Source organism: Providencia vermicola, assembly GCF_010748935.1.
Taxonomy (GTDB): domain Bacteria; phylum Pseudomonadota; class Gammaproteobacteria; order Enterobacterales; family Enterobacteriaceae; genus Providencia; species Providencia zhejiangensis.
Genome location: NZ_CP048796.1, coordinates 2,172,227 through 2,189,822, shown reverse-complemented (window position 1 = coordinate 2,189,822; position 17,596 = coordinate 2,172,227). Strand labels below are relative to the sequence as shown.

The window sequence follows — 17,596 nt, the reverse complement described above, 5'->3', positions numbered from 1 at the left end:
ACAATATTTCATAAAAGTATTTTTATATTTTCCAACAATGCAAAGCAATATATTATACTGTTTCATTTCATTATTTTTTATGGCTCGACTATTAAATCACATTAAATATAAATCACCAATTGGAAATCAATGAACATATTTTTCATTAATTGTACAATTAATAATGTTACTTAAAATTTGGAATGTAATGTTATTATTATAATTAAGGTAAAAAATATTTATTCCCCATAATTAAAGTCCTGTTTAAATAGTTCTTTAATAGTTACAGTTAACTCCGCATCTGATAGAATCCCCCTGTACAGACAATATCTAACAGGTGATAAAAGACCATGAAATTTATCTCGTTCAACATAAATGGCCTCCGTGCTCGCCCACATCAATTGGCGGCTATTATTGATAAGCATCAGCCTGAAGTGATCGGGCTACAGGAAACCAAAGTTCATGATGACATGTTTCCTTATGATGAGGTCAGCAAGCTAGGCTATCATGTATTTTATCACGGCCAAAAAGCCCACTATGGCGTAGCGCTATTGACCAAAAGTGAACCTGTCGCTGTGCGTAAAGGATTCCCTACTGACGACGACGATGCACAACGCAGAATTATTATGGCGGATATTGAGACCAATAATGGTCTGCTAACTGTCGTGAATGGTTACTTTCCCCAGGGTGAAAGTCGCGACCATCCAACAAAATTTCCTGCCAAAGAAAAATTCTATCAGGACTTACAAGACTATATTACATCAACTCAGACACCTGAGTCACAACTGTTAATCATGGGTGATATGAATATTAGCCCAACCGATCTCGATATTGGTATCGGTGACGCAAACCGTAAGCGTTGGTTAAAAACAGGGAAATGTTCTTTCTTACCAGAAGAGCGGGAATGGATGGAAAGATTACTCAATTGGGGCTTAGTCGATACCTATCGTGCCATGCACCCTGAAACCAATGATTGCTATTCATGGTTTGACTACCGTTCAAAAGGATTTGATGATAATCGAGGATTACGTATAGACCTACTATTAGCCTCAACGGCTCTTTCTCGCCGCTGTTTAGCGACAGGGATTGATTATGAAATCAGAGGAATGGAAAAACCATCAGATCACGCCCCCGTTTGGGCTGAATTCGATTTAACGAAAGACTAATCTTTCCCCATTCAATAAGGGAGTGGCTCTCATTCCCTTATTGATCATGATAAAAACAAGAATGATTTTTGGATTGTTAACTACTCTTGTACACTCTTTTTCATTTTTTTAGCCGATTTAGTGGCTTTTTTAGTGCCTTTGGCATGTGTTACCGGTGGTAATTCACGAAACGCACGTAAATTAGTCAACTGGCGAGCCTGAGAGATCAGCTGTGTCAAGGTGGCGCTTAACGGATTCATAAAATCATCATATCGCGTTTGCTTTTCACTGATTTGCGTCAAAATAGATTCCCAATGTGCAGTCATATCCGGTAATGTCGCCATATCAGGCAATACATGAATGAGCGCTCGGCCTGCGGGGGTGGAGTGAATATAACGACCTTTTTTAAATAGGAACTGACGTTTAAATAATAAATCAATGATCCCTGCACGTGTCGCTTCAGTGCCTAACCCATCCGTTTCGCGCAATACTTTTTTTAAGGCTTTATCTTGAACAAAGCGCGCTATCCCAGTCATTGCTGATAATAAAGTTGCATCAGTAAAAGGTCTTGGTGGCTGAGTTTGCTTTTCAACAACCTCTCCTTTTTCACACAATAACTCATCCCCTTTAGCCACAACAGGTAATGGACTACCATCATTTTCAGAGTCTCGCTCTTTATTCCCAAGAACCACTCGCCAACCTGCTTCCGCTAAAAAACGTGCCTTAGCAATAAATTTACCCTTTTCAATATCAAGCTCAATGGTACATTTGCGATAAACGGCATCTGACATAAATTGAATGATATATTGACGCGCCACTAACTGATAAATATTAGCTTCATTTTCAGTTAATTTAACCGCCGTTGCTTTAGCTGTCGGAATAATCGCATGATGAGCATCAACTTTTTTGTCATCCCAACAACGATTTTTTTTATCCAGTTCAGGCAGTTCGAACTGGGTTAATTCTGGTTGATGAACTGAAATCGCATTCAATACCGAATGACGTCCAGCAAAGTGCTCATCAGGCAGATAACGGCTATCTGAACGTGGATAAGTGATGAGTTTGTGGGTTTCATACAGACGTTGGCAAATGTCCAACACCTCTTGTGCGCTTAATCCAAATTTTTTAGCCGCTTCAATCTGTAATGCAGATAGTGAAAAAGGTAACGGAGCCGTTTCAGATTCACGCTTGTCTTGATATTGGGTGACAAAAGCCGGTTTTCCGGTAATTCGCGAGACAACATGTTCAGCGAGAGGACGATGAAATAGACGCCCTTCCTCATCCTGATAATCAATACAAGATTCACTTGGTTGCCAAATGGCCACAAAACGTTCATCTTGAGGCGTCACTATATGCGCTTTGACCTCAAAATAATCTTTCGGTACAAAATTTTCGATGTCTTCATCACGACGAACAACCAGACCTAGTACTGGTGTTTGCACTCTTCCCACCGACAACACACCTTGATAACCGCCTCGTTGCCCCAACAACGTGTACGCTCGAGTCATGTTAATTCCATACAACCAATCTGCTCGTGCCCGTGCTAGTGCGGAAACACATAATGGAATAAATTCGCGATTTTCTCGTAGCCGGTCGATGGCTCTTTCTACTGCTTGTGGGTTAAGGTCATTAATCAAACAACGTTTGACTTGCTTCCTTTTATCGGCCGGAAGTTTTAAGAAATCTAAAACTTCATCCACCAACAATTGCCCTTCTCTATCAGGGTCTCCTGCATGCACGACCTCAGTCGCTTGTTTGAGCAAAGTATCAATTGTCTTTAATTGTTTGGTTACTGCGGAACGCGGTTTGAGTTGCCATTTTTCAGGAATGATCGGCAAGTCTTGCAAATTCCAGCGTGCATATCGAGGTTCATACGCGTCGGGTTCTGCTTGTTCCAATAGATGCCCGATACACCACGTGACTATTTGATCATTACCACACTGGATAAAACCATCACCTCGTTTGTGAGGCTTAGGAAGTACATCCGCAATTGCCCGCGCAAGGCTAGGCTTTTCCGCAATAAACAAACGCATTAAGTTAATCTTTCACTTCAATTAAAGGAACATTTTCCCGCTGGGGTAATAATTTACCGATAGACTGTAACAAAACACCTTGCTGCTGTGCAATGTCTTTAATTTTAGCGACCTCAGAAGGCTCTACGGCGATGAGTAATCCACCAGATGTTTGCGGATCACAGAGTAACTTGCGCTGAGCTTCCGTCATTGGCCCAATGAGATGCCCATAACTGTCAAAGTTCCGTTGGGTTCCACCGGGAACACAACCCGCATCGATATATTGCTCAACATTCGCCAATTTGGGTACTTGGCTAAAGTAAATTTCTGCACGGACTTTCGAACCTTCACAAATTTCACTCAAATGACCAAGTAGGCCGAATCCCGTCACATCGGTCATGGCCGTCACCCCCGTTAATGGCGCAATAATTGCCCCTAACTTATTTATCTGACACATAGTTTCAGTGGCTAAGTTTTGGTGCTCTGACGCCAATACCCCTTTTTTCTCTGCGGTCGTTAACACACCGATACCTAACGGTTTAGTCAGGAAGAGTTCACACCCTGCGGTAGCCGCACTATTTTTCTTCACATATTCCGTATTCACTACGCCAGTCACTGCAAGACCAAAAATAGGTTCAGGTGCATCAATCGAATGCCCACCAGCAAGAGAGATCCCCGCCTCAGCACACGCTGCTCGCCCCCCCTCGATGACTTCTTTTGCCACTTCCGGGGGTAATTTTGCGATTGGCCACCCTAAAATCGCAATCGCCATGATGGGTTTGCCTCCCATGGCAAAAATATCACTAATTGCATTCGTGGCGGCTATCCGACCGAACTCAAAAGGTGAATCGACAATCGGCATAAAAAAATCAGTCGTACTGATAATACCGATGCCATTACCTAAGTCATACACCGCCGCATCATCTTTCGTTTCATTACCGACTAATAAATTAGGGTCGTGAAATTTAGCTTGTTCGGTATGAAGAATTTGCTCCAATATTTTTGGGGCGATTTTACAACCACAGCCTGCGCCATGGCTGTACTGAGTTAATCTGATTTTTTCCACTGAACTTGGCCTTATCAAAAGTGAGAAACAAAATCTTGCATATCAGGAAATTGAACTTTTGCAGGTGCCTTCAGCTCAGGTGTGCCTAAATATAAGAAACCAACAATATGGTCATTCGGCGTGCAACCTAAACCTTCACGAACAATAGCATCTTCCGTCCAAGATCCTGAACGCCAGATCCCTCCAAAACCTTGTGCTACTGCGGCCATTTGCATGGCTTGTACAGTACACCCTGCGGCGACAATTTGTTCCCATTCAGGCACTTTAGGGTGCTTTTGTGTCTTCGCAATAATGGTAATAATCAATGGCGCTCTAAAGGGAGCATTACGCGCTTTTTCTTCAACTTCTGCGCCTAAATTGCCTTCTTTTGCCGCTTTTTCCAGTAATTGACTAAAACGATTTAACCCTTCACCTTGCATAACAACAAAGTGCCAAGGACGTAAAGCACCATGATCCGGCGCTCGCATGCCTGCGGCCAAAATATTTTGTAACTCATCACCTTGTGGTGCTGGCGTTGTTAGCCGTGAAGCTGAACGGCGGTTCAATAAAAGGGTTAAAGCATCCATATTCATCTCCGATTCAGAGTAAACTGATATAATAGTCATTCAAACAAGCAATCATAATCATGCTATTTAATGATTAAATAACCGATTTAAGGTTATTCTACTGTGTCTACAAAGCTTTTTGGCAGTCTTATTCGCTTGAGAGAGACTACAGTATTATATTGATTAATAAATTGAATTATATCATTTGTGTGTGTTGAAAAATATAATCACGATATTGTACAACGCGCTAGAAAACATTGTTATGAATAAAAATATCATTCATTAGCAGACAACTGTTTTTATTTCATTAAGATAACAAGTGCAAATTCGTGTGTCGGAGAAATTATGCGTCAAATATGGGAAATCATCGCCACTGTATTTAAGTTTAGTTGGCGAATACTAAATTTTATTCGAGAGCTGGTTTTCAATACCATTTTTCTTGTATTGTGTTTTTTAGTCATTGGTTCGATAGCGCTATATCAATCCGATTCTAAACCTGACCAAAACTATTTTGGTGCACTGTATGTTGATTTACAGGGCGTAGTTGTTGATCAAGTCTCAACACCTGACCCTTTTGGTCGTATGAGCCGTGAACTCTTGGGGACTCCCAATAGCCGAATGCAAGAAAACTCGCTATTTGATATTGTCGATACGATCCGCAGTGCCGCTACCGATGACCGTATTACCGGTATGGTACTCCGCTTAGACAATCTTGTTGGAGCCGACCAACCTTCGCTCAATTTTATTGGTAAAGCCATTACCGAGTTTAAAGACTCTGGTAAACCTATTTATGCAGTTGGTGATAGCTTTAGTCAATCTCAATATTACTTAGCCAGTTATGCTGACCACATTTTCCTTGCACCACAAGGAATGGTCGGCATTCAAGGTTTTTCAACCAATACCCTTTATTACAAATCACTGTTAGAAAAGCTCAAAGTCAGTAGCCATATTTTCCGTGTAGGGACGTATAAATCGGCAGTTGAGCCGCTAATGCGTGACAATATGTCACCAGAAGCTCGTGAATCGACTAAGCAGTGGTTAGATGCCTTATGGGGTAACTATCTAGAGACTTTGGCTAAAAACCGTAAAACCACAGCGGAAGGAATTTTTCCAGGTACAGAGGCATTACTCAATAAATTACGTGCTTCTGACGGTGATAACGCGAAATATGCGCTAAACCAAAAACTGGTCGACAAAATCTATACGCGTGAACAAGCTGAAAATGTGCTCAAGAAGCAATTTGGTTGGAATGACCAAGAGAAACATTTTAATTACGTGAGTATCTATGATTATTCAGCAAAAATCACCAGTATCGGCGCTGAAATGCCCGGCAATATTGCGGTGATCGTTGTACAAGGTGCGATCATGGATGGCCCCCAAGCGCCGGGCATTGCCAGTGGAGACCTGATCAGTTCGCAAATTAGAGAAGCTCGCTTAGATAACAACATCAAAGCAATCATCTTACGTGTTAATAGCCCCGGTGGTAGTGTCACAGCCTCTGATCTGATTCGTAATGAATTAGCCTCTGCGCGAGCAGCAGGTAAGCCGGTTATCGTCTCTATGGGCGGTATGGCGGCATCAGGTGGCTATTGGGTCTCAACACCAGCTGACTATATTATTTCTAGCCCAAATACGATAACAGGTTCTATCGGCATCTTTGGTGTGATCAATACATTTGAAAATACACTAGATTCTGTCGGAGTCTATACGGATGGCGTATCAACAACCCCACTGGCTGATATTTCTGCCACTAAAGGCATAAGCCCTGAATTTGCTGATATGATGCAGATTACCATCGAAAATGGTTACAAAACCTTTATTGGTTTAGTGGCGAAAGCACGCCATAAAACACCGGAAGAGATCGACAAAATTGCACAAGGTCGCGTCTGGATCGGCAGTGATGCGAAAAAACTTGGTCTAGTCGACCAATTAGGTGATTTCGATGATGCCGTCACCAAAGCCGCTGAATTAGCCAAGCTTGATTCTGTACAATTGGACTGGATGCAACCTGAGTTGTCATTTATGGATCAGTTAATTCTCGAACTGAGCAACAGCGCACAAGCGATAGTACCCGATGTGTTACAGGTATTCTTACCTCCCGCCGTCGCCACTGATATTCGCCAGCAAGCCCAATTTTTCTTAAAAATGAACGATCCTCAAAATCGTTATGCCTTTTGCCTAAATTGCGCGGATATTCATTAATCTCCCCGATCCCCTTTAGAATATCTAAAGGGGATTAATTGATTTATCTTGTCATTCTCCCTAGCAAAAGCCATTTAAGCAGTAGATAACTGCAATTAAATGCGTCAGAATTATCTCGCTTCCAAATAGAGCCAATGGTAACAAGCACTTTTTATCTTGTTAGGCAATGTGTTCAGAAATAAATTAGGTAATTAAATGCAGAAGAAATCGATTTATGTTGTGTATACCGGTGGAACCATTGGTATGCGCCACTCTCCCCAAGGTTATATTCCTATTTCAGGCCATCTTCAGGCCCAGCTAGCTAAAATGCCAGAGTTTCATCGTCCTGAAATGCCAGAGTTTACAATCAGAGAACATCAACCTTTAATCGACTCTTCTGATATCACACCTGAGGATTGGCAAAATATCGCCGATGATATCAGCGAAAATTATGACAATTATGATGGGTTTGTCATCCTTCATGGCACAGATACCATGGCTTATACCGCTTCTGCGCTATCCTTTATGTTAGAGAACTTACGCAAGCCCGTTATTGTGACAGGGTCACAGATACCCTTGGAGGCATTGCGTTCTGATGGCCAAACTAACCTACTGAATGCATTGTATCTTGCCGCTAATTATCCCATTAATGAAGTTGGATTGTTCTTTAACAACAAGCTGTATCGGGGCAATCGTACTGTCAAATCTCATGCGGATGGCTTCGATGCATTTACCTCTCCTAACTGTCCTCCTTTGATGGAGGCGGGTATTCATATTCGCACATTCAACACATGTCCAGCTCCCATCGGTATAGGTCCGTTGATTACCCATAGGATAACCCCTCAACCTATTGGCGTTGTCATGATCTATCCAGGGTTATCGATTGAAATTGTACGTAATATTCTCCAGCAACCCGTGAAAGCACTCATTCTGCGTTCTTATGGTATTGGTAATGCTCCCCAGCAACCTGAATTACTGAAAATCCTCCATGATGCAACAAATCGCGGCATTATCGTGGTAAATCTGACGCAATGTATTTCTGGTCGCGTCAATATGGAGGGGTATGCAACAGGCCACGCTCTTGCCGAAGCTGGGGTGATTAGTGGATTTGATATGACATTTGAGGCCGCTTTAAGTAAATTACATTACTTACTCAGTCAAGAATATACACTGGCACATGTTCGGGAATTAATGCAAAATAATCTTAGAGGTGAACTCAGCTATGCCGATGAATAATCCCCATGAGGATTTAATTAAATCCGCTTTACTCTTAGTTGATCTACAAAATGATTTCTGCACTGGCGGCGCACTTGCTGTCGCAGACAGTGAAATAGTGATAGAGACAGCGAATAGAGCCATAGAACTATGCCAACAACAAAATATTCCGATTATCGCTAGCCAAGACTGGCACCCTGCCAACCATCTGAGTTTTGCCGTTAATTCAGGAACCCGTGAGGGGGATATTGGCACTCTCAATGGCATTCCTCAAGTCTGGTGGCCAGTGCATTGTGTGCAAGGTGAAACGGGCGCTGACTTTCATCCAAAGCTCAATCGAGAGGCTATCTGTGAAGTCTTCACTAAGGGGGAAAATCCTCAAGTAGATAGCTACAGTGCTTTTTTCGACAATGATCGGATTAGCCAAACACGCTTGCATGCATGGCTACAAGAACAGCAAATTACGCAATTATTTATTATGGGTATTGCCACCGATTATTGCGTCAAATTTACCGTACTGGATGCACTCAAACTAGGCTATAACGTCGATGTGCTGATTGATGGTTGCCGTGGTGTAAACTTATCAGCGATGGACAGTGAGCTTGCCTTAGCTGAAATGTCGCAAAAAGGGGCGACTTTACTGACAACCGACTCCTTGCAATAGACATAAAAATACCCGCTGGATCCGATGATACAGTGGGTAAAACATCCCGCTATCATTTCAGATTAACTGCATCCTCTTTTGATCACTAAAGCTATCATGTTGCAAGCCCACTTTGCCCTTGCTGTGACACACTTAAGTTTGCTCACCGTCTGTTTAAACCGCTGCATTCTTGTTGCTTTAATGGTTGAAACTTAACGAGCAGTTTTAGTCAATATAGTAACCTTTCGTTCTGTTACTGGAACAATAGCTACGGAACGCGAATATGAGTTGCTATGGCTCCCACCAGCTCCTCCTCACCGGTGACTCTTCCATGTTTATTATCACTATCAAGGCTTGCCGATATGCTCATGAGAATCATTATTTGCCATAAATTATCTTTATTTATTAAGCAAAATTACAGGCGTGTTTATCGAAACAGTGCTTTGATGCTTCTTTATGGCAACCCAATAAATAACCTTAATTATCAATGATTATCATCAATTTAAATAAACAGTGAACAAATAAATTAAAGCCGACTTTGAGGCCGTAAAAATCTTTCTCATGCCAGACTTTATGTTTGAAAAATCGTCGGAAGAAATTATTTGAAAGAAAAGAGTAAATGAGAAGACAATTTCATAATGTGTCTCTTAACCTTTTGTATTAGCGGAGAAGACCGTTTTAGCAATAGCGTATTATCGATATGACTTGCCTCTTATTGAGATAAAGAGGCAAGCAGATGAAACTAGTCTTTGTTTTGTGGTTTCAATGTCGCCAGCATCTCGCCTTGAAACATTGATTTGAGCTCCTGCTTACTTTTCATGGTAATTTGCCCATCCGTACCAATCGTCATATGTTCAGGGTCATGATTGTGACGCGATTGCCATAACATCACCATTTGTAAGCTATGTTCTTTTTGTTCTGCGGTTAAAGCGACACCATCAGGCCATTTTCCTAATTCAACAGCGGTCACTAAACGCTGATAAATCTCAGGGGTCATCACTGATAACAGTTGCTCTAATTGTTCTGGCTCTAACTCTATACTCACTTCACGACTCCTTCAAAAAGACTCAGCAAATCATCTATCGGTATTTCATGATCTATTTCAATTTAGCTGAATCGATAATGCTTTATTTTGTTTTTTAGCTTCAGCTTGCTTCAGCACCCTATCCACGAGTCTTTTCGCCGGTTTGCTCATCGATAAAGCTTAATGATGCTGAATTAATGCAGTAACGCTGCCCAGTAGGTTGCGGTCCATCAGGAAAGACATGTCCTAAGTGAGCATCACAGTTTTGGCAGCGAACTTCGATTCGATGCATGCCATGAGAGAAATCTTCGATGTATTTAATCGCATCTTCATTCACTGGCTGATAAAAACTAGGCCATCCACATCCGGCATCAAATTTGGTCTCTGATAGAAAAAGTGGTGTACCACAACACAGACATTCATACACCCCATCTTTACGATTATGCAATAAAACCCCAGTAAAAGGACGTTCTGTTCCTGCTTGTTGAGTCACATATTGCTGAATATCATTTAGCTCCGAAATATCAATCGGTTGCTTACTTTTATCTGTCATATCAAACCCAAATATTGAAATCACTTAGTGGTATTAAGCTAATAATACCCCCATTTGACGCAACAAAAAATTAACAACAAGTTTTATAAAGATATTCTAAACTAATTAACACGCTGCTTTGTGTTTTGATTTGTGACGGGTTTCACATATATCACTGATAGCAGGTTTCATTATCCCGCACAATCCCGATAATACGTGCGGATGTATTTGCCTCTAAAGTGGCTGACAAGTAAGCAATTAGTGCGAGTAGTTTTGATTTTTTTCAATAATTGACACGATTCCGCTTGACGGCTGGCAAGGTTTTGGTAACTTTAACTACAACTTAATTCACGAATAAATAGCTGGTGGAAATACTATGACTATCAAAGTAGGTATTAATGGTTTTGGTCGTATTGGCCGTATCGTTTTCCGTGCTGCACAAGAGCGTTCTGATATCGAAATCGTTGCTATCAACGACCTGCTCGATGCAGACTATATGGCTTACATGCTGAAATATGACTCTACTCACGGTCGTTTCAACGGTACTGTTGAAGTTAAAGATGGTCACCTAGTTGTAAATGGCAAAAAAATTCGCGTTACCGCAGAGAAAGATCCTGCAAACCTGAAGTGGAACGAAGTCGGTGTTGACGTCGTTGCTGAAGCAACGGGTATCTTCTTAACAGATGAAACCGCACGTAAACACATCCAAGCAGGCGCGAAAAAAGTTGTTCTGACAGGTCCTTCAAAAGACGACACGCCAATGTTTGTTATGGGTGTTAACCATAAGAGCTATGCAGGTCAAGAAATCGTTTCTAACGCTTCTTGTACAACTAACTGCTTGGCCCCTCTGGCTAAAGTTATCAACGACAAATTCGGTATCATCGAAGGTCTGATGACAACTGTTCACGCAACTACAGCAACGCAAAAAACTGTTGATGGCCCTTCTCACAAAGACTGGCGTGGTGGTCGTGGTGCTTCTCAAAACATCATCCCATCTTCAACAGGTGCAGCTAAAGCAGTAGGTAAAGTTATTCCTGAACTGAATGGCAAGCTGACCGGTATGTCTTTCCGTGTTCCGACGCCTAACGTTTCCGTTGTTGACTTAACTGTTCGTATGGAAAAACCAGCGACTTACGCTCAAATCTGTGATGCTATCAAAGAAGCTGCTGCGGGCGAGCTGAAAGGCGTTCTGGGTTATACTGAAGATGATGTTGTATCAACAGATTTCAACGGTGAAAAACTGACTTCAGTATTCGATGCTAAAGCAGGTATCGCACTGAATGATAACTTTGTAAAACTGGTTTCTTGGTATGACAACGAAACTGGCTATTCAAACAAAGTTCTTGACCTGATTGCTCATATTTCTAAATAAGAGTCATTCATGTTTTAAGGTTAATTTGAGCCGCCTTTTGGCGGCTCTTTTGTTTTATTTACCGCCAATTTTGTCGGGAGTCCCCCACTTACGTCTCAGGGAGAATGACGGTTTTCCTGAGTTCTGCTAACCTATTTGTATTCACTGTTCCATATATACAGGCAAATAATTATGCATGATACACTCTTTGCTTTACCCGTTATTAAGCAACTTTCAGCCTACATTAGCCAACGTCAGTTGGGTGAACTGCCCTTAATTATTATTTCTCACCCTAAAGTACGTGGTGCTGTTAGCATTCAAGGTGCTCAACTAATTGATTGGCAACCTCATGGTCAAAAACCGTGTATCTGGCTCAGCAGTGAAAGTGCATTCAAAGCAGGCACCGCTATTCGCGGTGGTATTCCTATTTGTTGGCCTTGGTTTGGTCCTGCTGGCAGCCCTAGCCATGGTTTTGCACGGATTTTACCGTGGCAGTTTACTGCACATAATGAACACGAAGATGGTGTGATCCTCACCTTTACCCTCACCGATAACGACTATACCCGTAAACTCTGGCCACATGAGTTTACCCTCATATTACGTATGAAACTCGGTGAAACCTGTGAATTAGAGTTAGAAAGCTATGGTGATTTTGACACTACGGCCGCCATGCACACTTACCTCAACGTTGGTGATATCCATAAAACGACGGTCTATGGCCTAGGTGGCCATTATTTTGATAAGGTAAGTGACCGTGAAGTCTATGCAGATAAACCCCTAAAAATAACCGCTCATACTGACAGAATTTATTCTGAGCCAGAAGAGTATAGCTTGGTCAGAGATGATTGCTGGTCACGCACTATTGAAATCCATCATTATCATAATTCTGATGTCGTGTGCTGGAATCCATGGGCTGAATTATCATGCAGCATGCAAGATATGCCAAATAATGGTTATAAACAGATGGTCTGTGTCGAAACAGCACGCATTAATCAGCCAATGAAAAGCGAAAGTCAGCACCCTGCTCGCCTTTCCTTAGTGATGATGACACGAGACAATAAACCGCAAGAGTAATACATAAAATAAAGCCCCAAAAGCATATTGCACGTCTGGGGCTTTTTAGGCATTTCTATTCAGCCGTTAGAATGTGTAGGTCACACCACTCCAAACAATTGCAGAAACAGATTTGTTAACCATTGGGCTATCTTTAACCTCATTTGGTAAACGGTCAACACGCCCCATGGCGAATGCACTCCAGTTTTCAGTAAATTTATAGTTACCTGATAGCTCAACATATGGCGTCCAGCTATCACCTGGGCGGTAACGAGCTAAACCACTATTTTGTGACTCTTTTGAGGAGACCCCATATTCATAGCGGTTTTGGTTTTTGCTATCCCATTTGATACCAACACCTGGCACCAAAGACCATTTATCGCCATGGAAACCATACAGATAAGCAACTTCCGCACGTAAACCATTACTGATGCCTAACATATCCCCTGAAGCGATGGTTCTGATCGTTCCCCAATCCGCTCTGTGCTTGTAGGTCAGACCGCCCATGACCGTGTCTCTGCGACGATCCAGTTCACGCATATCGCGATCATCATTGTCTTTTGGTTTAAAAAATTGTGGATAGTAATAAGCGTCAAGGGATAATTGGTCAACTTGATCATTCCACAAATAGTAACCTACTGCTAAGGTATGAAAGTAAAAATTTTCCCCTTCATAATTAACAATGGGAACTGGTGTAACATAATCTTTTGTTTTTATGCCTTTATACGGTGTTGATTGTGCTAAAACCGAACCACCTACAGACCAAGTGCCTGCTACCGCAGCGGAAGATAAGAAACCTAGTGCAACAGCAAGTGATGTTAATTTAATTGTTTTAGACATATAAAACCTGAAATATTAGATAATTGAACAATAGTGTGCATCATACCTTGATGCACACCTTAGCCAAAATGCTAGCAGAGATGATCACATTTTTAGCTAAATTTATAGCTATGTCTAATAATAGTTTATGCAATTATTCTAATTTTCATATTTCACTGGCACCCTTTTAGCCAATGCGCACATCAATTCATAGCCAATAGTGCCTGCTGCCTGTGCAACATCATCAATGGGTAAATTTTTCCCCCACAGTTCCACTCGATCACCAATCTTGGCCCCAGGACAGTCACTAATATCGATAGTCAACATATCCATCGAAATAGCCCCTAATATTGGGCAACGCATTCCATTTAACCAAGTGGGTGTGCCTGTTGGCGCATGACGAGGATAACCATCCGCGTAACCACATGCGACTGTCGCAATTTTCATTGGATGAGTCGCCGTAAACTTACTGCCATAACCAATTGATTCACCCTTAGCGATATCATGCGTTGCAATAATTTGTGATTGCAACGTCATCGTTGCGCGCAGATCCTTATCAGCAATATCTTGCCAACAACCACTTGGTGATGCGCCGTACAGAATGACGCCAGAACGTACCCAGTCATAATGCGTATCTGGATGCCATAACGTGGCACCTGAATTAGCAATACACACAGGTAGACTCTCATCAATAAACGACTTAATGATTTGGTGTGGTTTGTCTGTTCCTGTCAACGTATCTGAGTTAGCAAAGTGAGTCATCAATGTCACCGAAGCCACATTATTGATTGCAGAGAGTCGGTGCACTACCTCTGCATACTCTTCAGGTCTAAAACCGAGGCGATTCATACCACTATTCAATTTGACATATACGGGTATTGCAGAGTTAACCGTTGCATTTTCTAGCGCATCTAATTGCCAATGGCTATGCAGTGCCGTTGTCAACTGATATTGGTCTATCAGCTGTAGATCGTCAGGTTGGAAAAACCCCTCTAACAATAAAATTGGGCCTTGCCAACCCTGCTCACGTAACAAAATAGCCTCATCCAAATCTAAAATGGCAAAACCATCTGATGCGGCTAACGCATGCCAGACTCGTTGAATACTGTGCCCATAGGCATCTGCCTTCATGACTGACCATATTTTCGCTTGTCCAACATGCTGACGCACAATGGATAAGTTATGGGTAAAATTTTGCAGGTGAATGACCGCACTAATTGGGCGAGGCATCGTGTTTCCTTCTTTTTATGCTATCCGAATGTATTTCCAGCCAATTGCTCAACGCGCAGGCGATAAATCACCGTTTGGAATTAATTTGGTATTAAATCCATCTATATATCTGAATACGGATAAATCGTCCGATGCAATATCGGGTTTATTGCCAGAAATCAAATCAGCCAATAGCTTGCCTGAGCCACATGCCATCGTCCAGCCTAATGTCCCGTGCCCAGTATTTAAATATAAATTGCTATAAGCCGTCGGACCAACAATCGGCGTACCATCTGGTGTCATTGGTCTTAATCCAGTCCAAAATGTGGCTTGAGAAATATCCCCACCGCCCTGATAAAGATCTTGCACCACCATCTTTAAGGTTTCACAGCGTTTTTTTAATACATTCAAATTGAATCCAACAACCTCAGCCATACCACCGACACGGATACGATCATCAAAGCGTGTCACGGCTATTTTGTATGTTTCATCCAATACCGTTGATGTTGGTGCACGTTGAATGTCAATGATAGGCATAGTCAAAGAGTAGCCTTTCAAAGGATAAACTGGGATTTTTACTAAATTATGTAATAACGATGTTGAATACGAGCCCATTGCCACGATATAACGATCGGCCTGCAATATTTCGCCTTCACAACGTATGCCACTGACTTTATTTCCCTCAGTCAGAATTTGTTCAATGTGACAACCAAATCGAAATTTCACGCCTAAATCTTGAGCCATTTTGGCGAGTTTTTTGGTAAATTGCTGACAGTCACCCGTTTCATCGTTCGGTAAACGCAATCCACCTGTCAATTTATGTTTCACATAGTCTAGGGCTGGTTCGGCTTTCACTAACTCATTTGCCGTTAATAACTCGTATGGCACCCCTTCTTGCTGTAAAACAGCAATATCATTTGCTGCATTATCAAACTGTTTTTCAGTCCTAAATAGCTGCAATGTACCGCCTTCACGTCCTTCATAAGTAATGCCTGTATCAGCACGTAATTGACGAATGCAGTCACGGCTATACTCAGCAATTCTGACCATACGGCTTTTATTCATTGCATAATGCTGAATATCGCAATTTTTTAACATTTGCCACATCCAACGTAATTGAAACAATGTTCCATCTGGCCGAATTGCGAGAGGGGCGTGTTTTTCAAACATCCATTTCACTGCTTTAAGGGGAATACCGGGCGCTCCCCATGGAGTGGCATAACCAGGGGAAATTTGCCCTGCATTACCTGCACTCGTTTCTTCGGCAACATCCATTTGTCTATCTAGCACAGTCACTTCATGCCCTTCTCGTGCTAAATACCAAGCTGTCGTAACACCGATGACACCTGCACCTAATACTAAAACTTTCATTATTCCCCCTGCCATGTAGCATGAAATATTTTTAGTTAGAATAATATTCTATAATTTATTTTCCAATATGGTTGATTAACATTTTTAACAATTCAGATAATTAATTCAAATTTCATTACAAATACTTTACACTTTGGTTTTAAATTCTATTGGCAAAATTTTGCAAAGTTAAATATAACCAATAAAAACAATAAAATATGTATTTTTTGCGGTCTGGACAGTTGCTCGCTCGTGGTTTAATTTAGAGTTTTACACTGTCTTGTTGGGATTTTATTTTGGAAGGACAACTTTTAATATATTTTAATTTACCACAGCATGACAGATTATTACTCTAATCATATTACTTAGTGTGAATAATACCTTTGTTATTGCGCAGTTTTTAGAATTGACGAAAATTTAGTGACTTAGGACACAAAATAAAAAAGCCAGTAGGTTAAATAAACCAAACTGGCCTTAGTGATGACAAACAGATGTTAGATTAAAGAAGGCAATTGAGGTGCACTCCGTTAAAATTATCGGCTATTGGCGAGATCATTAGGCATATTGCCTTGCATACTGTGCCAAATCATCCCACTCTCTTTACCATAATTCCTAACACATTCCATGATACGTTCATACGCTTGCTCGCGGCATAAATTGGCTAGCTGCTGATAAAAATTAAGCGCAAGACGTCTCGCTTCTGGATTCGAGAAATAATAACGCCCAACGCGGGTATAAAGCCCTTTCAACCCATTGATAATTAAACCATAAATAGGGTTTCCAGACGCAAACGCCAATCCTCGGAAAATATTGTAGTCCAAGGCGCTAAAGGCATCTGAGTTGTCTTCGACTTTTTCACGTTCAGACAAGACCTCCAGAGACTTTTCAGGATTTTGACGAAATGCAGTGCGGATAAAAATAGCCGCAATATTCGTTCTTACCGCCAATAAATTATCGATAAGCTGCGGCACACGGTCATGATCGAGTCGAGCCAAGGTTTCTAAAATATTTAGACCCGATGTCTCCCAGTAATTGTTTACTTTTGTTGGCTTACCATGCTGAATAGTCAACCAACCATCACGAGCTAAACGCTGTAACACTTCTCGGAGCGTTGTACGAGTCACACCAATCAGCTCCGATAGTTCACGTTCTGCAGGCAAAATCGACCCTGGTGGAAAGCGATTATTCCAGATACTTTCAATAATATACTCTTCCGCAAAACCTGCAGGACTTTGAGCTTTTATGACCATATTTTTATTATTCCAAACATTTTCAGACGGATTATTGTAGAAATCATACCAGATTGTCGTAAATTGAGATAGTTAGACCACACATAAACAATGAAACCAATCATAAGACCCTCATATAATTAATATATTATCTATTACTGATTAGACTTAATTTATGTGAAAGATAAGAGTAGTATGTGAATTTACTGTACAATACACCCAGTAAGAGGAAAACTGCACATA

Annotated in this window: 15 protein-coding genes; 6 read left to right on the top strand and 9 right to left on the bottom strand. The window is 41.4% G+C overall.

Going from position 1 to position 17,596, the window contains the following annotated elements; all coding sequences use genetic code 11:
* Window positions 1–329 precede the first annotated feature (329 nt).
* Entirely contained in the window at window positions 330–1,145 is an 816-nt protein-coding gene (gene xthA / locus G3341_RS09795) for an exodeoxyribonuclease III (protein ID WP_163861529.1), read from the top strand.
* 80 nt (window positions 1,146–1,225) lie between these two features.
* Here the strand turns inward: xthA and G3341_RS09790 are convergent, their stop codons facing one another.
* From G3341_RS09790 to G3341_RS09780, 3 genes are read right to left on the bottom strand one after another with little or no spacing between them, the layout of a single operon-like run.
* Entirely contained in the window at window positions 1,226–3,157 is a 1,932-nt protein-coding gene (locus tag G3341_RS09790; protein ID WP_154621942.1) for a DNA topoisomerase III, read from the bottom strand.
* Between the two features lie 4 nt (window positions 3,158–3,161).
* On the bottom strand, window positions 3,162–4,202 hold the full coding sequence (selD, locus tag G3341_RS09785; protein WP_163861526.1) for a selenide, water dikinase SelD: 1,041 nt from the start codon (window positions 4,200–4,202) through the stop codon (window positions 3,162–3,164).
* Between the two features lie 14 nt (window positions 4,203–4,216).
* Window positions 4,217–4,768 (bottom strand): NAD(P)H nitroreductase, encoded by a 552-nt coding sequence (locus tag G3341_RS09780; RefSeq protein WP_163861523.1) that lies wholly within the window; start codon window positions 4,766–4,768, stop codon window positions 4,217–4,219.
* 324 nt (window positions 4,769–5,092) lie between these two features.
* Between G3341_RS09780 and sppA the strand changes: the two genes are divergently transcribed.
* The 3 genes from sppA (at window position 5,093) to pncA (ending at window position 8,807) form a co-directional block, all read left to right on the top strand.
* Window positions 5,093–6,949: a signal peptide peptidase SppA gene (gene sppA / locus G3341_RS09775; protein WP_154621945.1), complete on the top strand. Its 1,857-nt coding sequence runs from the start codon at window positions 5,093–5,095 to the stop codon at window positions 6,947–6,949.
* A 195-nt stretch (window positions 6,950–7,144) separates the two neighbouring features.
* Window positions 7,145–8,164, top strand: coding sequence for an asparaginase (ansA, locus tag G3341_RS09770; protein WP_163861521.1), 1,020 nt, complete (start codon window positions 7,145–7,147; stop codon window positions 8,162–8,164).
* On the top strand, window positions 8,151–8,807 hold the full coding sequence (gene pncA, locus G3341_RS09765; RefSeq protein ID WP_154621947.1) for a bifunctional nicotinamidase/pyrazinamidase: 657 nt from the start codon (window positions 8,151–8,153) through the stop codon (window positions 8,805–8,807). Before ansA ends, pncA begins: the two co-directional genes overlap by 14 nt.
* Window positions 8,808–9,528: 721 nt before the next feature.
* Here the strand turns inward: pncA and G3341_RS09760 are convergent.
* Window positions 9,529–9,831 (bottom strand): YeaC family protein, encoded by a 303-nt coding sequence (locus G3341_RS09760; RefSeq protein ID WP_163861518.1) that lies wholly within the window; start codon window positions 9,829–9,831, stop codon window positions 9,529–9,531.
* Between the two features lie 118 nt (window positions 9,832–9,949).
* On the bottom strand, window positions 9,950–10,363 hold the full coding sequence (gene msrB / locus G3341_RS09755) for a peptide-methionine (R)-S-oxide reductase MsrB (RefSeq protein ID WP_154621948.1): 414 nt from the start codon (window positions 10,361–10,363) through the stop codon (window positions 9,950–9,952).
* 355 nt (window positions 10,364–10,718) lie between these two features.
* Between msrB and gapA the strand changes: the two genes are divergently transcribed.
* Both gapA and G3341_RS09745 read left to right on the top strand, forming a co-directional pair.
* A complete protein-coding gene (gene gapA, locus G3341_RS09750) occupies window positions 10,719–11,714 on the top strand; it encodes a glyceraldehyde-3-phosphate dehydrogenase (protein WP_004920333.1) in 996 nt (331 codons plus the stop codon).
* A gap of 171 nt (window positions 11,715–11,885) precedes the next feature.
* Window positions 11,886–12,767: a D-hexose-6-phosphate mutarotase gene (locus G3341_RS09745; RefSeq protein ID WP_154621949.1), complete on the top strand. Its 882-nt coding sequence runs from the start codon at window positions 11,886–11,888 to the stop codon at window positions 12,765–12,767.
* 66 nt (window positions 12,768–12,833) lie between these two features.
* Here the strand turns inward: G3341_RS09745 and G3341_RS09740 are convergent, their stop codons facing one another.
* The 4 genes from G3341_RS09740 to fadR all read right to left on the bottom strand — a co-directional run bounded on the left by G3341_RS09740 (window position 12,834) and on the right by fadR (window position 17,374).
* The gene (locus G3341_RS09740; protein WP_154621950.1) at window positions 12,834–13,586 is read right to left on the bottom strand and encodes a MipA/OmpV family protein; all 753 of its coding nucleotides are present in this window, start codon (window positions 13,584–13,586) and stop codon (window positions 12,834–12,836) included.
* A 138-nt stretch (window positions 13,587–13,724) separates the two neighbouring features.
* On the bottom strand, window positions 13,725–14,795 hold the full coding sequence (gene alr / locus G3341_RS09735) for an alanine racemase (RefSeq protein WP_163861515.1): 1,071 nt from the start codon (window positions 14,793–14,795) through the stop codon (window positions 13,725–13,727).
* Window positions 14,796–14,843: 48 nt separating this feature from the next.
* Window positions 14,844–16,145 carry a D-amino acid dehydrogenase gene (locus tag G3341_RS09730; RefSeq protein ID WP_244316419.1) on the bottom strand — a complete coding sequence of 434 codons (1,302 nt, stop codon included), beginning with the start codon at window positions 16,143–16,145 and terminating at the stop codon, window positions 14,844–14,846.
* A 512-nt stretch (window positions 16,146–16,657) separates the two neighbouring features.
* A complete protein-coding gene (gene fadR / locus G3341_RS09725; protein ID WP_154621783.1) occupies window positions 16,658–17,374 on the bottom strand; it encodes a fatty acid metabolism transcriptional regulator FadR in 717 nt (238 codons plus the stop codon).
* Window positions 17,375–17,596 lie beyond the last annotated feature (222 nt).

What these genes read in the sequence shown, in the direction of transcription:
- pncA (WP_154621947.1), top strand. Translation starts at nt 8,151, where the DNA reads ATGCCGATGAATAATCCCCATGAGGATTTAATTAAATCCGCTTTACTC.
- gapA (WP_004920333.1), top strand. Translation starts at nt 10,719, where the DNA reads ATGACTATCAAAGTAGGTATTAATGGTTTTGGTCGTATTGGCCGTATC.
- fadR (WP_154621783.1), bottom strand. Translation starts at nt 17,374, where the DNA reads ATGGTCATAAAAGCTCAAAGTCCTGCAGGTTTTGCGGAAGAGTATATT.
- xthA (WP_163861529.1), top strand. Translation starts at nt 330, where the DNA reads ATGAAATTTATCTCGTTCAACATAAATGGCCTCCGTGCTCGCCCACAT.
- alr (WP_163861515.1), bottom strand. Translation starts at nt 14,795, where the DNA reads ATGCCTCGCCCAATTAGTGCGGTCATTCACCTGCAAAATTTTACCCAT.
- G3341_RS09780 (WP_163861523.1), bottom strand. Translation starts at nt 4,768, where the DNA reads ATGGATGCTTTAACCCTTTTATTGAACCGCCGTTCAGCTTCACGGCTA.
- sppA (WP_154621945.1), top strand. Translation starts at nt 5,093, where the DNA reads ATGCGTCAAATATGGGAAATCATCGCCACTGTATTTAAGTTTAGTTGG.
- G3341_RS09745 (WP_154621949.1), top strand. Translation starts at nt 11,886, where the DNA reads ATGCATGATACACTCTTTGCTTTACCCGTTATTAAGCAACTTTCAGCC.
- msrB (WP_154621948.1), bottom strand. Translation starts at nt 10,363, where the DNA reads ATGACAGATAAAAGTAAGCAACCGATTGATATTTCGGAGCTAAATGAT.
- G3341_RS09740 (WP_154621950.1), bottom strand. Translation starts at nt 13,586, where the DNA reads ATGTCTAAAACAATTAAATTAACATCACTTGCTGTTGCACTAGGTTTC.
- G3341_RS09730 (WP_244316419.1), bottom strand. Translation starts at nt 16,145, where the DNA reads ATGAAAGTTTTAGTATTAGGTGCAGGTGTCATCGGTGTTACGACAGCT.
- ansA (WP_163861521.1), top strand. Translation starts at nt 7,145, where the DNA reads ATGCAGAAGAAATCGATTTATGTTGTGTATACCGGTGGAACCATTGGT.
- G3341_RS09790 (WP_154621942.1), bottom strand. Translation starts at nt 3,157, where the DNA reads ATGCGTTTGTTTATTGCGGAAAAGCCTAGCCTTGCGCGGGCAATTGCG.